Annotated in this window: 11 protein-coding genes; 4 read left to right on the top strand and 7 right to left on the bottom strand. The window is 76.4% G+C overall.

Annotated elements, in window-relative coordinates:
* Positions 1 to 86: 86 nt before the first annotated feature.
* The 4 genes from CFLA_RS17735 to CFLA_RS17720 all read left to right on the top strand — a co-directional run bounded on the left by CFLA_RS17735 (position 87) and on the right by CFLA_RS17720 (position 2,898).
* The gene (locus tag CFLA_RS17735; protein ID WP_245530268.1) at positions 87 to 626 is read left to right on the top strand and encodes a GNAT family N-acetyltransferase; all 540 of its coding nucleotides are present in this window, start codon (positions 87 to 89) and stop codon (positions 624 to 626) included.
* A gap of 283 nt (positions 627 to 909) precedes the next feature.
* Positions 910 to 1,575, top strand: a complete 666-nt coding sequence (locus CFLA_RS17730; RefSeq protein ID WP_013118721.1) for a YceI family protein — start codon at positions 910 to 912, stop codon at positions 1,573 to 1,575.
* Between the two features lie 37 nt (positions 1,576 to 1,612).
* A complete protein-coding gene (locus CFLA_RS17725; protein ID WP_013118720.1) occupies positions 1,613 to 2,113 on the top strand; it encodes a sigma-70 family RNA polymerase sigma factor in 501 nt (166 codons plus the stop codon).
* A complete protein-coding gene (locus CFLA_RS17720) occupies positions 2,110 to 2,898 on the top strand; it encodes an anti-sigma factor family protein (protein WP_013118719.1) in 789 nt (262 codons plus the stop codon). Before CFLA_RS17725 ends, CFLA_RS17720 begins: the two co-directional genes overlap by 4 nt.
* Here the strand turns inward: CFLA_RS17720 and CFLA_RS19270 are convergent.
* The 7 genes from CFLA_RS19270 to CFLA_RS17685 form a co-directional block, all read right to left on the bottom strand.
* Positions 2,895 to 4,595: an AAA family ATPase gene (locus tag CFLA_RS19270; RefSeq protein ID WP_013118718.1), complete on the bottom strand. Its 1,701-nt coding sequence runs from the start codon at positions 4,593 to 4,595 to the stop codon at positions 2,895 to 2,897. The genes CFLA_RS17720 and CFLA_RS19270 overlap by 4 nt on opposite strands.
* A complete protein-coding gene (locus CFLA_RS20220; RefSeq protein ID WP_013118717.1) occupies positions 4,592 to 5,083 on the bottom strand; it encodes an NYN domain-containing protein in 492 nt (163 codons plus the stop codon). Before CFLA_RS20220 ends, CFLA_RS19270 begins: the two co-directional genes overlap by 4 nt.
* A gap of 53 nt (positions 5,084 to 5,136) precedes the next feature.
* Positions 5,137 to 8,286, bottom strand: a complete 3,150-nt coding sequence (locus CFLA_RS17705) for a CHAT domain-containing protein (RefSeq protein ID WP_013118716.1) — start codon at positions 8,284 to 8,286, stop codon at positions 5,137 to 5,139.
* Positions 8,276 to 9,700: a hypothetical protein gene (locus tag CFLA_RS17700; protein WP_013118715.1), complete on the bottom strand. Its 1,425-nt coding sequence runs from the start codon at positions 9,698 to 9,700 to the stop codon at positions 8,276 to 8,278. Before CFLA_RS17700 ends, CFLA_RS17705 begins: the two co-directional genes overlap by 11 nt.
* 86 nt (positions 9,701 to 9,786) lie before the next feature.
* The gene (locus CFLA_RS17695) at positions 9,787 to 11,196 is read right to left on the bottom strand and encodes a hypothetical protein (protein ID WP_013118714.1); all 1,410 of its coding nucleotides are present in this window, start codon (positions 11,194 to 11,196) and stop codon (positions 9,787 to 9,789) included.
* A gap of 73 nt (positions 11,197 to 11,269) precedes the next feature.
* Positions 11,270 to 12,031, bottom strand: a complete 762-nt coding sequence (locus CFLA_RS17690) for a hypothetical protein (RefSeq protein WP_013118713.1) — start codon at positions 12,029 to 12,031, stop codon at positions 11,270 to 11,272.
* On the bottom strand, positions 12,028 to 12,528 hold the full coding sequence (locus CFLA_RS17685) for a hypothetical protein (protein WP_148234420.1): 501 nt from the start codon (positions 12,526 to 12,528) through the stop codon (positions 12,028 to 12,030). Before CFLA_RS17685 ends, CFLA_RS17690 begins: the two co-directional genes overlap by 4 nt.
* Between the last annotated feature and the right edge of the window lie 3 nt (positions 12,529 to 12,531).

The raw sequence follows: 12,531 nt of genomic DNA, 5'->3' as shown, positions 1-12,531 counted from the left end.
ACCCGTCGCACGGTCCGCGCCGCTGCCCCGTCCCTCCACGGTCGGACGGGGTGGACGGGGGCGCGACGCCCGGTAGCGTCGACGCCGTGAACGTCCACCCCGAGCACGCCACACCCGACGACGTGCCGGCGATCCACGCGCTGCGGCGCTCGCTCGAGGAGTGGATGGCCGCACGCGGCATCGACCAGTGGCCCGTCGGGTCCGTACCGCTCGAGCGCATCGCCGCGCAGGTCGCCGCCGGCGACTGGTGGGTGGTCCGCGACGACGCGGGCGTGCGCGGCAGCCTCCGCGTCATCCCCTCCGACCCGGAGTACTGGGGTGACGACGACACCCCCGCGCTGTACGTGCACGGGCTGATGGTCGCGCGGCGCGCGACCGGCACCGGGCTGGGCCGTGCGCTCGTCGAGTGGGCCGGGCAGCGGGCGCGCGACGCCGGTGCGACGTGGCTGCGGCTCGACCACCGCGCGTCCAACCCGCACCTCGACGACCTCTACCGCTCGTGGGGTTTCGAGGCCGTCGACGTCACCGGCCGCCCGGGGTTCGAGGTGGTGCTGATGCAGCGGGCCGTGGCTCAGCGACCGAGCAGTGCGAGCGGGACGACGGCGACGCCGTCAGGACGCCGGTAGGCGAACGGGCCGGTCGTCACCACCACCTTGTCGACGAGGCGGTGCCCAGGTCACACGCGTGACCCAACAACTGGCCGGCTTCCTGTCATGCAGATGGACGGCTTTCCATCATGCCGATGGGCGGGTCTCTGTCATGCAGATGGACAACCTCCCATCATGCCGACGCTCAGTGATCAGGGACCGTCCTGGCCGCCGTAGGGTGCCGTTGAACCGGACGCCGCTCCGTCTCGTCTCACCCCACGAGGGGCCCGACGGCCGGGTCGCAGCGGGTGAGGGGTGAGTGATGAGCGGACGGACGAAGGTCTGGGTCGGTCTCGGGGTCGTCGTGGTGCTGGGGGCGGTGGCGCTCGTCGTCGGTCCCGGGCTGTACGCGGACTGGGCCAACGACCAGGCGGACGCGGCGCCGACGATCGACGCCGCGACCGGTGCGGCAGGGGAGGCCGTCGAGGCGCAGGACGGCACGTGGACGGTGACCGACGGGTCGTTCGCCGGGTACCGCGTCGAGGAGGTGCTGCGCGGTCAGGACGTCACCGTCACGGGCCGCACCGAGCAGGTGACCGGCGAGGTCACCGTCGCGGACGGTGAGCTGACGGCCGCGACCGTCGAGGTCGACATGGCGAGCATCGCCACCGACCAGCCGCCGCGGGACGGGTACTTCCGCGACCAGGCGATCGAGGTGCGGCGGTTCCCGACCGGCACGTTCACGCTCACCGAGCCGGCCGACATCGACGGCGCCGACGTGCAGCTCACGGGCGACCTGACGATCCGCGACGTCACGCGTGAGGTCACGGTCGACGCGCAGGTCGCGGCCGACGGTGACACCGTGCAGGTGGTGGGGTCCGCCCCGATCACGTTCACCGAGTTCGGCGTCACGGCGCCGTCGCTGGGGTTCGTCACGGTCGAGGAGGACGGGTTCGTCGAGTTCGACCTGCGGCTGACGGCGTCCTGACGCGGGCCGGGCGCGAGGTCGGACGGAGGTGGGGCCGGTGGACGACGCCGACGCGCTGCTGCGCGCCACGCACGCGACGCACGCCGCCGTGCTGCACCGCTACGTCGTGCGCCTCACCGACCCGGCCCGCGCCCCCGACGTCGTGCAGGAGACCCTGCTGCGCGCGTGGCGTCATCCCGAGGTGCTGACCCGCCCCGAGCCGTCGGTGCGGGCGTGGCTCTTCACGGTCGCCCGCAACCTCGTCGTCGACGACGCGCGCAGCGCCCACCGCCGCCACGAGACCCCGTCCGACGCGCCCCCGGACACCCCCGGCGACGACGGCACGCAGGCCGTGCTCGACCGGTGGCTCGTCGCCGACGCGCTCGCGGCCCTGACGCCCGACCACCGCGCGGACGTCGTCGGCGCGTACTACCGGCGGCGGTCGGTCGCCGAGCTCGCCGCGGAGCTCGACGTCGCGCCCGGCACCGTGAAGTCGCGGCTGCACTACGCGCTGCGCGCGCTGCGCCTGGCGCTGCAGGAGAGGGGAGTGACGTCATGAGCACCGACCCGTACCGCGAGTGGGACGCCGCGTACGTGCTGGGCGCGCTGCCTCCCGGCGAGCGGCGGGACTACGAGGCGCACCTGGCGACGTGCGACGCGTGCCGGACCGCCGTCGGGGAGCTCGCCGGGCTGCCCGGGCTGCTGGGGCAGGTGCCGGCGCAGGACGCGGTGGCCTCGGAGGACGCGTCGGGGCAGGCGCCCGGCGCCACCGGCCCCGGCCCGGGTCGCGACCGGGGTCGCGTGCCGCACGTGCGCGCCGTCGGCCCGTCCGACACCCCGCCCGCCGACGCCCCGCCTGCCGACGTCGTCCCGCTCGCGTCCCTCGCGCAGGAGGTCCGCCGGCGGCGGGCGCGGCGGCGTCTCGCGCTCGCGGGTGCCGCGGCCGCGCTCGTCGTGCTGGCGGGCGTCGCCGGCGCCGCGGTGACGGGCGGCCTGGGTGCGCCTCCCGCCGTCGTGGCGGCCGACGCGCGCACCGTGGCGCTCGCACCCGTGGGCGGGTCGGGTGTGAGCGCCGACGTGACGATCGCGCCCGCGCGCTGGGGGACGCGCCTCGACTGGAGCTGCGCGTACGAGGCCGCGGTGCTGCCGGAGGGGGTGTACGAGCTCGTGCTCGTCGGCGCCGACGGGGAGCGCTCGGTGGTGGCGACGTGGACGAGCACGGGGGAGCGGACCGCGTCGGGCCTGCAGGCGTCGTCGGCGCTGCCGGTGGACGGGATCGCGCGCGTCGAGCTGGGTGTGGTGGGGCTGGGCCGGCCCCTCGCGGTGGGCGACGTGGGGGCCTAGCGCGGCCGACGCGCGTCGGCCGCGGTGTCGCGCCGCACCCGCACGCCACCACCGGCGCGGACCACGACGTAGTCGCCGGGCGGTGCGTCGACCACCGGGCCGAGGACCAGCCGCTCCAGCGTGCGGTGCAGGCGGCGGGCGCCGTCCTCCGGGCGCACCGACAGCGTCACGAGCTGGCGGCGCGCGGCCTCGGTGGCCCGGACGCGGTAGCCCAGCGGTGCGAGCCGGGCCACGAGCTCGACCCACGCCGTGTCGAGCAGCCGCGCGGCGGTGGGCCCGTCGATCGGCCGCAGCACGACGACCTCGTCGAGACGGTTGAACAGCTCGTCGGGCAGCAGGGCCCGCACGGTCGCCACCGCCCGGTCGGTGTCGTCGGCGGCCGTCCGCTGCCCGAAGCCGGCCGGCGCCCGGGTGAGGTCCCGCGCGCCCGTGTTGGCGGTGAGCAGCACGTGCAGGTGCCGGCAGTCGACCGTGCGGCCCTGCTGGTCGGTGAGCGTCCCGGCCCCCAGCAGCTCCATGAGCAGCGGCGCCCACAGGGCGGGCGTCGCCTTGTCGAGCTCGTCGAGCAGCAGCACCGCGCCTGAGTTCGCCGCGATCCGCGTCGTCAGCCAGTTCTCCTGGTCCCGGCTGCCGACGTACCCCGGCGGGCTGCCCAGCAGCGTCGCGATCTGGTGCGGCTCCGTGTACGCCGCGAGGTCCACGCGCAGCAGGGGGACGTGCAGCGTCTGCGCCAGGGTCGTCGCGAGCAGCGTCTTGCCGGTCCCCGTGGAACCCGTGAGCAGGACCGCCGTGCTGGGGCGGTCCGCGCGCAGCCGCAGCCCGGCCAGGCCCAGTCGGACGTGGCGGGACACCGCGGTGACGGCGGCGTCCTGCCCCACGACGACCGTGCGCAGCCGCTCCGTCAGGTCGTCGACGTGCGCCGGACGGTCCCGTGACGCGCCGACGACCTGCTGCGCGACCCAGTACCGCAGGCGGGCCCGGCCGGCCAGCAGGCGGTCGAGGTGCCGGCCCGGCAGCAGACGTACCGGCGGCTCCGGCAGGCTGCTGCGGTGGTCGGCGGCCGCGCGCACCACCGCGTCGGGTACCGGCACGCCGTGGAACTCCGCGAGCCGGCGGGCGTAGTCACCCAGGGCCCGCTCCAGGGCCGACCCGCCGGTCGCGCCGGGCACCCGCACCACCGCCGTCTCGACGGGGAGGAGCTGGTGCAGCTCCGCCCCGACGACCGTCGACCAGCCCGTCGACGTCTCGACGAGCACGAGACCGGCCCCGTGGCGCTCGCAGGTCTCCCGCAGCACGTCCGCCACCTGGAAGTCGCCGCGGTGCAGGTCGTAGCAGACGACGACGGCACCGCCGGCGTCCGCGACGACCTGCTGGACGGTGGTGGCCTCCTTCTGGCCGGCGCTCGTCGCGAGCACGCCCCACGGCACCCGCGGGTGGGTCTCGGGCAGTCGCCCGAGCGCGGCGGCCAGCGCGGACGCGAGCACGTCGAGCTCCAGGGAGTCCCCGACCAGCGCCACGCACGGTGCCGCGGCCGGCCCGAGCACGTGACCGACGATCGTCGTCGCGACGCCCTGGAGCTCCGGGTCGACGGTGGGGGCCTGCGCCCGCAGGTGCAGGCGGCCCGCCGCGAGGGGCAGGACGACGGGTCCGGTGCCGGGCGTGCCGGCACCGGACCGGAGGTCGGACAGGTCGCTCACGCCGCGAGCGCCAGGTTCGCTGCCGTCGTCGCGCGCAACCGCGAGCGGACCTGGGCGGTGCGGAGCAGGGCGTGCGCCGGCCTGCCCGCTCCCGTCACCTGCCAGGTCCGGACGCCGGCGCGCCGGACCGTCTCGACGAGGGGCACGAACGCGTGGTCGCCCGACGCGACGACGAGCCACGTGAACCGGGCCACGAGGTGGCCGAGGTCCACGTCGTCCACGAGGGCGACGTCGGCGCCCCCCGCGCCGCTGCGCACGAGCAGGCGCGCCTCCGTCCCGACGGCGAACCACACTGCCGGTGCGGCGTGGTGCGAGCAGGCGACGACGGCCAGGTCGCCGGGCTGGACGAGTGCGCGGTACGCCGCCCACGTCGCCTTGGCCTCCTGCAGGGTGGGGGAACCGCTCCCCACGAGGTTCTGCAGGTCGACCAGGTGCAGAGCGCGGCCGCGGCGTGCGGGCGGTGCGGTGAGGAGATCGGTGGTGGTCATCAGGGCCTCCCGGGTCGTGGGGTGATGACACATGGCCTTTCCCCCGGCCCGCCTCAGCCCGGCAGCCCGTAGCAGAGCAGGTACGCCCACCGTGACTTGTCGGCCAGCCGCGCCGCGCGGTCCCGGTTCACCCACGTCAGCTGCGCGTGCCGCAGCGCGTCCGCCGTGCCCATGCCCGCGCCGACGGCGGCGTAGAACACCGCCATGATCTCGGCCGTCGCGGCGTCCTCGACGTAGTGCAGGCTGCCGACGATCGTCGCGGCACCGCGCAGCTGGAACGCGAGCGGGAAGCCCCCGAGCTCGCCGCCCGCGTCGGACCGGATGTCGGTGTTGCACGACGCCCCGACGACCAGCCGCGGCAGGTACCACTGCAGCACGTGGCCCGTCGTCAGCAGCTCGCCGCTGGGGAGGACCTTCACCTGGGCCCAGCCGTCCGCGCCGCGCGTGCCGTGCACCGCGAGCGCGAGGATGCCGATCGCCCCCCGGCGCGCAGGGTCGGCCAGGGCGGCCCGCATCTCCGCGAGCGTCCGCGGCTCGTGGGTGCTGGGCCGCTGCGCGATCAGCGCCGCCCGCTCCTCCTCGGTGTGCTTGAGCGTGACGAGGTCGTAGACGGCCACGTCCCACGGGGGTGCGCCCTCGGCGTCGGGCGTGGTGAGGCCGGCGAGCGTGCGGACCGCCTGCAGTGACTGCGCCGCGGCGACCGACGCCGTCTCCAGGACGAGGCGTCCGCCCGACACGAGGGCCGCGAAGGGCACGCCGAGCAGCCCGGTCGGCACGACCGTCAGTGGCAGCGGGTGCTCGGCGTCCGTCGTCGCGAGCAGACCGGCGAGGTGGTCGGGCAGCACGGTCCGCGGGAGGCTCGTCAGGCGCGCGAAGAACCGCTCCGGCTCGTGGCCCACCTCGAACCCCGCGAGCCAGCGGGGCGCGGGCACCACGTCGAGGTGCTCCGCCACCGGGCCGTCGTCCTCGGCGCGCCAGGCCAGGTGGCGGACCAGCTGCGGCTCGTCCGACGGCAGCAGCACCAGCGACAGGACCGCCGCACGGCGGGTGCCGTAGGCGCTGTCCAGCGCACCCGCCACCGTGTGGTCGCCGACCGTGCGGGGGTCGAACAGGGTGCGGGCGACCGGGCCGAGCACCTGCCCCATGACGTCGAGCGTCTTGTCGAGCTGCTCGTCGAGCGTCACGGCGCGGTGGCCGGTCGAGGGGTCGCCAGGGGACGGGTCGTCAGCCGCGTCGAGGTCCTCGACGGTCGCGTTGAGCGTCGCGGTCAGCTCGCGCGCGAGCTCGGCGATCTGTCCGGGCGCCATCTCGTCCTGCGTGAGGCCGTAGAGGATCGTCCCGACGAGGTCGCGCCGCAGGACCTCCGCGACCTGGTCGACCGCGTCGCCGTCCTGCAGCCGCGCCGCCAGGACGATCGTGTCGCGGAGCCAGTCGCGGTAGCGGCGCTCGAGCGCGAGGCGCCGCGTGCGGCTCCCCGAGGCGGCGAAGCGCTGGGCGACAGCCGGCAGGGTCGCCACGCGCAGCGCGAGCTCGGCGGTCTCGTCCGTGCCGTCGACGACGGCGCCCGCCTCCCGCAGCGCCACCGTCGTGTCGACCTGGAGCTGGAGCGCGTCGATGCGGGCCTCGGGATCGAGGTCGAGCACCGTGCCGTCGGGGCGGCGCAGGACGAGCCCGGCGGCGGACGACGCCGCGTGGCGACGAGCCGCGACGAGCGCCTGCACGCGCGCGTCCCCCGTCAGCTCGTCCGCGGCGCGCAGGTGCCACCGCGCGATGCCGCGGTCGATGCGCGCGAGGTCCAGCGTGGGGGCGTCGACCGCGAGCTCCTCGAGCCGGGCGAGGACCTCGGGGTCACCGGGAGCGCCCAGCCGGGCGGCGCGCACCGCCGAACGGCGCTTGCCGGCGACACGCCGCCAGCTCCGGCTGCACTCGACCATGCCCCGTCCCACCTCGAGCGGGGGCAGGGCGCCGTCGAGGGCGTCGGCCTCGAGTCGGCGGTACCGGACGGCGACGGCGCCGTTGAGCGCGATGTCCTCCCAGGCGTCGTCCGCGACGTCGAGCCAGGCGCGGGCCACGGCGCGCACCGTGGGGTCGTGCTCGGCCGCGCCCGAGCTCAGCGCCAGCCGCGCCAGCTCGTAGGCGTCGTTGCCGATCGCCGTCAGCGCCGCCCGGCGCCCGCGCCGCACCAGCGCCGGCAGCTCGGCGTGCACGGACGCGGGCTCGAGCTCCGGTACCGGGTCCAGGACCCGCTCGAGGCACAGGCGCAGGCGCTCCAGACGCAGCTCGCGTGCCCGGTCCCAGTCGTCCAGGAAGAGCGCGAGCTCGGACGCCCGGCGCAGGTGCGTCCGTCGGGTGGTCGTGTCGGTGCACTCCTGCGCCCAGGCGGCGAGCTCGTCGGCACGGCGCAGGGCCGTGGGGAGGTCGCCGAGGTGGAGGGCCGTCTCGGAGCGCAGGGACAGCGCGCTCGCGTACAGCGACGGGTACTGGTCGCGGACGGTCGCCGTGACGTCGATCTGCTCGTCACGAGCCGCAGCTGCTCCTGCGTAGTCGCGCTGCATGTGCCGTGCGATGGCGACCCGGGCCAGGGCCCGTGACTCGAGCATGATCTGGACGGCGCGGTGCCCGGGGATCCACGCGGCGCCTCCCGTCGCCTCGACGAGCACCGGGATCGGGGTGTCGTCCTGGGAGCGGTGAGTGCGGGCGACCGCGAGCGCGTGCTCGGCCGCCTCCAGGGCAGCCTCGAGACCGTGGGCGTTGCGGTGCATCGCGGCCAGCGCGATGAGCGCCCAGGCGTGCAGGGTGGGGTCGATCCCCGCGGCCGTGTCGGCGGCCTCCTGCACCTCGCGGACCCGCTGGGCGAGCTCATCGACCGGCCCTCGGCCCTCCTTCGGATGGCGTGTGGCCAGCGCCAGCCCCAGCACGCGCCAGGTGGCGCCGAGCGTCCCGTCCGTGCGTCCGGACCATCCCAGCAGCTCCGCACCGATGCGACGCAGCAGCGCCGTGTTCGGATCACCTTCGGGGAGGCCCGGCCTCGGTGCGTCCTTGGGAAGGAACGACGGTGACACGAGCGCTGCGGCGGCCGACGCCAGCACGAAGGGCGTGGTGTCCGGGTCGTCCGCGGCGACGGCGGTGTCGATGAAGCGGCGCCAGGCGTCGAGGCCCTCTCCGAGGCCGTCGGCTGGGGACGCGGGCGGCTCAGCCGGCATGACGCACCCCCACGACCTCGACCGCGCCGGTGGTCAGCACGGCGCCGGGCGCGAGGTCCACGGCACCCGTGGCCTGCAGCTCGTCGACCCCGGTCAGCGCGACCTCGACCGCGCCGGACGACGTGGGCACGACGACGCGTGCCGCGGCGACCGGACGCGCGGGCTCGGCCGGGAGCCACAGATCGACGGTGAGGTGCTGCCCGTCGAGCGCCAGTGTCAGTGCCGGCCAGCCGTCGGTCTCCACCCGGGCACGGCCCAGCAGCTCGTGGAACAGGGCCTCGGACTCCAGCGGCAGGCGGACGGGCCCCGCGGCGAGGTCCGTCCCGCGGTGCGCGGTCGCACCCTCGAGGCGCAGCTCGAAGCCCCACACCATGAGCACCAGGTCGGCGTCGACGAGGTCCGCGAGCTCGGCCGTCAGGTCCGGCTCGCGCTGCGCGAGCCACGCCTCCAGCTCGGCGACGCGACGCGCCACGCCCCGCTCGCGGTACACGGCGAGCGCGGCTCGCACCTCGTCGACGCTCGCGCCGTCCAGACCACCGGGGCGCCCGCCCCGGGGGCCGTCGGGGTGGGCGTCGTCCGGCGGCAGGCCGTCGACCGCGGCCTGCTCGAGCACGGGCTGCAGGGCGTGCACCGCGACGACCTCGGCGATCGTCGGGCGCCGTACCGGCACCGGCGCGGGGACCACCGGGTGGTCGCCCGGCACCGCGTCGGCCAGCTCCTCCGCGAGACCGGCGCCCCCGGCGGCGACGGCGGCCCCGGAGAGGCGCCCGAGCAGCCACGTCGAGCGGGCGTCGTCCTGTGCGGAGGCGGCGAGGTCCGCCACGTCGGTGGTGTCGACGCGTGCCGCGAGGTCCGTGCCACCGGGCAGGGGGGTACCCGGGGTGTCCAGGCCCAGCCGCTCCGCCAGCGACCACGCGGCACGCACGTCGTCCTCGCAGGCGACCGGCAGCAGGCCGGCCTGCGCGACCGCGAGGAGCTCCTCGAGGATGCACGGGGCGTCCGCGAGCCGCGCGTGGGCCATCTCGTCCTGACCGGCCCACGCCCAGGCCAGGGCCTCGTCGAGCGCCACGAGGTCGGGGTGAACCGTGACGATGCCGTTCCCCGCGACGGCGCGGACGACGGCCAGCCGCGCCCAGCCGTCGGCGACGCGCGGCGGGCGGGGGACCGTCGGGTCCCCGCCCGCCGTCAGTGCGGACGCCAGCAGGGCTGCCCACTCCTCGCCGAACGCCACCGCGACGACGCCCGCGTCGACACCGGGCGGGATCTCCCAGCCCACGGTGGTCCACGGGTCGGCCGGGTCCACCTGGTACGACGCACCCCGGGGGAGCGGCACGGTGACCGTCCAGGCGCCGGGAGGCGCGCCGTCCCACACCCACGCGAGACCGTCTCGCTCGGGCCTGGTCTGATCGTCCACGTCATGTCCTTCGGGTCGTCGTGCGTCCGGCGCGATGCTCGCACCCGATCGGTCTTCCGGGCCCGTCCCGGAGTGGTGGCGCGCCGTCACGGTCGGCCCGCGTCGTCGACCGCCCACAGGTCCTGGTCCGGACGACCCGCGGGCGCCGGATCGTCCTCGCGCTGCGCCGCGGCGTACAGCGTGCCGAGCGTGAGCCGGGCGGTGCGCAGGACCTGGTCGACCTGCTCGTCCGGGACGCCGCGGGCGACGAGGTGCTCGCTGACCTTCTGACGTGCGCGCAGCATGACCTTGCGCCTCGTCGGTCGCTGCGCGGTGTCCTCGAGGACCTCCTCGGCGGACCGCAGCCACACCTCGGCCGCCTCCCGCGCGAGAGGGTCCCCCTCCATCTGCGCGAGCTGCGCGTACATCCGGTCCCGCAGCTCCTCGGAGCGCGCGATGGCGGCATCGTCCGCCTGGACCGTCTCCGGGGACTCCCACAGCTCGTCCTCGATCCGCTCGGCCGAGATCGGGCGCCTGCGGTACGGGCGGAGCTCGTCCAGCAGGATCTTCCACCACTCGCCGCTCAGCGTCGTCGCGCCTCCGCTGCCGCGCAGCCGCACGGACGCCCGCTCGACGACCTCCTCCGCCTCGATGACGCTCAGACCCTGGCTGCGGGCGTACAGCGCGCCGTACTTCGTGAGCTCCTCCAGCTCCGCCGCCCGGTCCGCGACCCAGAGCCCGAGCTGCGCCTCCCGCGGAGCGGGGCCGGCGAGCGAGCGGCCCCGCGGTCGCAGCAGCGGCTCGCGGACGTCGCCGGCCGCTGTGCGGGCGACGCTGATGACGCGCTGGACCGCCGCGCGGTCCGAGGGCACGGCCAGCCGCGGCAGGAACTCGTGCTCCAGGTAGTCCGCCCGGTACGCGTGGGCCACGCGGCTGAGCTCCTGGAGGGGCGGTGCCGCACGGAACGCCTCGGCGCTCGCCCGGTCCTGCATCGCGCCGATGGCGGCCGCGGTGACGTCGGCCCGCGCGAACCCGCCCTTCGCGCTGGCGCTGTCGCGGAACAGCTCCCGCCACGCGGAGGCGAGCGGGGGCGGTGCCGCGTCGAGCGCCTCCTTGGCCACGTCCCACGCGAGGCGGCGTGCGTGCCAGGTCGCGACGAGCACGGGCACGCCCCACTCGAGGGTGAGCTCCAGGAGCTCGTCCGCCGTCGTGTGGTGCTCGCGGGCGAGCATCTTGCGGTTCGACGTGTCCGTGGACCCCGCCAGCGAGCACACGTCGTCGCGGTACTGCGCCCGCACCCATGCGAGGTCGGCGAGGTGGTCGAGGATCGCGTTGAGTCCGCGCTCGGGCACGGGTTCCAGGGGCACGGCGTGCGCCCTGCACGCGGCCACGGCCCGGGCGACGACCATCTTGCGCGTCACGATGCCCTCCCGCGACCTCCACGGGGCCCAGGCGAGGGCGTCGGCGAGCACCTCGGGAGGGACGACGACGGTGGGCGGGGGGGACGCGTCCGGCATGTGGGGTGTCTAGCATCGCTCGACACCCGGTTCGGGACGATCTGCGAGGTTTCACCCACGCGGGTGGGCGCGATCACCTGCGCACCACCTCCTGGTCGGTGACCTGGGCGAGCATGCGCGCGACCGTGAGGCCCGTCGCAGCGGCGTCCGTGCCGTCGACGACGATCGGCGGGGCGCTGGGGAACGCATCGAGCCACTCCCCGGGCACGTCGATCGCGGCCGTCGGCACCAGGAGCCGCAGGTCGTGGACGCCGGCGTCGGCGAGCACCCGCAGCCCCTGCGCCTCGGCGGCCGGCAGGTCCGCGAGCTGCGCGTCCGAGAGCAGCACGAGAAGCGTGTCGCACGAGGTCGGCGGCAGCTGGGCCACGGTCGACGTCACCGGGGTGAGCAACGTGCCGCCCGCCAGCGCCGGACCCCCGGTCCGCCCCGGGGCGCCGGGCAGGTCCGCGACGGTCCACGGACCCCACGGGACGTCCGTGCTCCCGGCGAAACCGAGCACCACGAGCTCGTCGTCGGCACGCAGGTTGCGCGGCGCCCACGCGACCAGCTCGGCGAGCGCGCTGCGGCGGGCCGCGGTGAAGTCGCTCATCGACCCCGACACGTCCTCCGCGACGACGAGGCGCACGCACGCCGGCCCGCGCGCGCCGACGAGAGCGGACTCCGCCAGCGACGTGGGCGGTCGTGCGGCGTCCCACCAGGCGGCGGCGCCGAGGAGCGCGGCCGCGAGCAGCAGCGCGAACGGCCACCGGCGGCGCCGGGCCGTGCTGAGCGGTGCGAGCTCGCCCAGCTGCCGGGGGGACGCGAGGGCCCCCGACCGCGTGCCGACGAACGTCATCGCTCCCCCTTCCGGGGGCCGAAGGCCACCCGTGCCGTGAGGGCGAACAGGCCGGCGGCGAGGACCGCGCGGACGGGGTCGTCGACGAGCTCGAGGAGGGACACGGCGGCCGAGTCGAGGGCCGCGAGGACGAGCGCCACCAGCAGACCGTCCGTGCCACGGTTGATCCACATGTACTGCACGACGAACCACAGCACCGGGGCGGCGAGCGCGAGGAACGCGCCCACCCTGACCGCCGACCGCAGCCCTGCCGACCGGGCGAACGCCTCCTCGCCCCGGCCGCGGGCCGTGACCCGCAGGTGGTGCGCCGGCACGGTGACCTCGACCGTGCCGAGCGTGTCCTCGGCGCGCACGCGGGCCCAGCGGCCGTCCCGGCTCACGACGACGCCGCGCGTGCCGGCGGGGAGCCCGCCGCCCTGCAGGACGTCCGTGAGGCTCGTGGCCTCCGTCCGCGTCGTGCGGACCCAGTCGCCCACGGCGGGGCTCGACCACCACACGGC

This window comes from Cellulomonas flavigena DSM 20109 (assembly GCF_000092865.1).
GTDB lineage: Bacteria > Actinomycetota > Actinomycetes > Actinomycetales > Cellulomonadaceae > Cellulomonas > Cellulomonas flavigena.
This window is presented reverse-complemented; position numbering and strand designations above follow the sequence as displayed.

Bases quoted from the DNA above. Each gene is read 5' to 3' on its own strand.
- CFLA_RS17705 (WP_013118716.1), bottom strand. From the start codon at position 8,286: ATGCCGGCTGAGCCGCCCGCGTCCCCAGCCGACGGCCTCGGAGAGGGC.
- CFLA_RS17695 (WP_013118714.1), bottom strand. From the start codon at position 11,196: ATGCCGGACGCGTCCCCCCCGCCCACCGTCGTCGTCCCTCCCGAGGTG.
- CFLA_RS17730 (WP_013118721.1), top strand. From the start codon at position 910: ATGAGCGGACGGACGAAGGTCTGGGTCGGTCTCGGGGTCGTCGTGGTG.
- CFLA_RS17690 (WP_013118713.1), bottom strand. From the start codon at position 12,031: ATGACGTTCGTCGGCACGCGGTCGGGGGCCCTCGCGTCCCCCCGGCAG.
- CFLA_RS20220 (WP_013118717.1), bottom strand. From the start codon at position 5,083: ATGACCACCACCGATCTCCTCACCGCACCGCCCGCACGCCGCGGCCGC.
- CFLA_RS17720 (WP_013118719.1), top strand. From the start codon at position 2,110: ATGAGCACCGACCCGTACCGCGAGTGGGACGCCGCGTACGTGCTGGGC.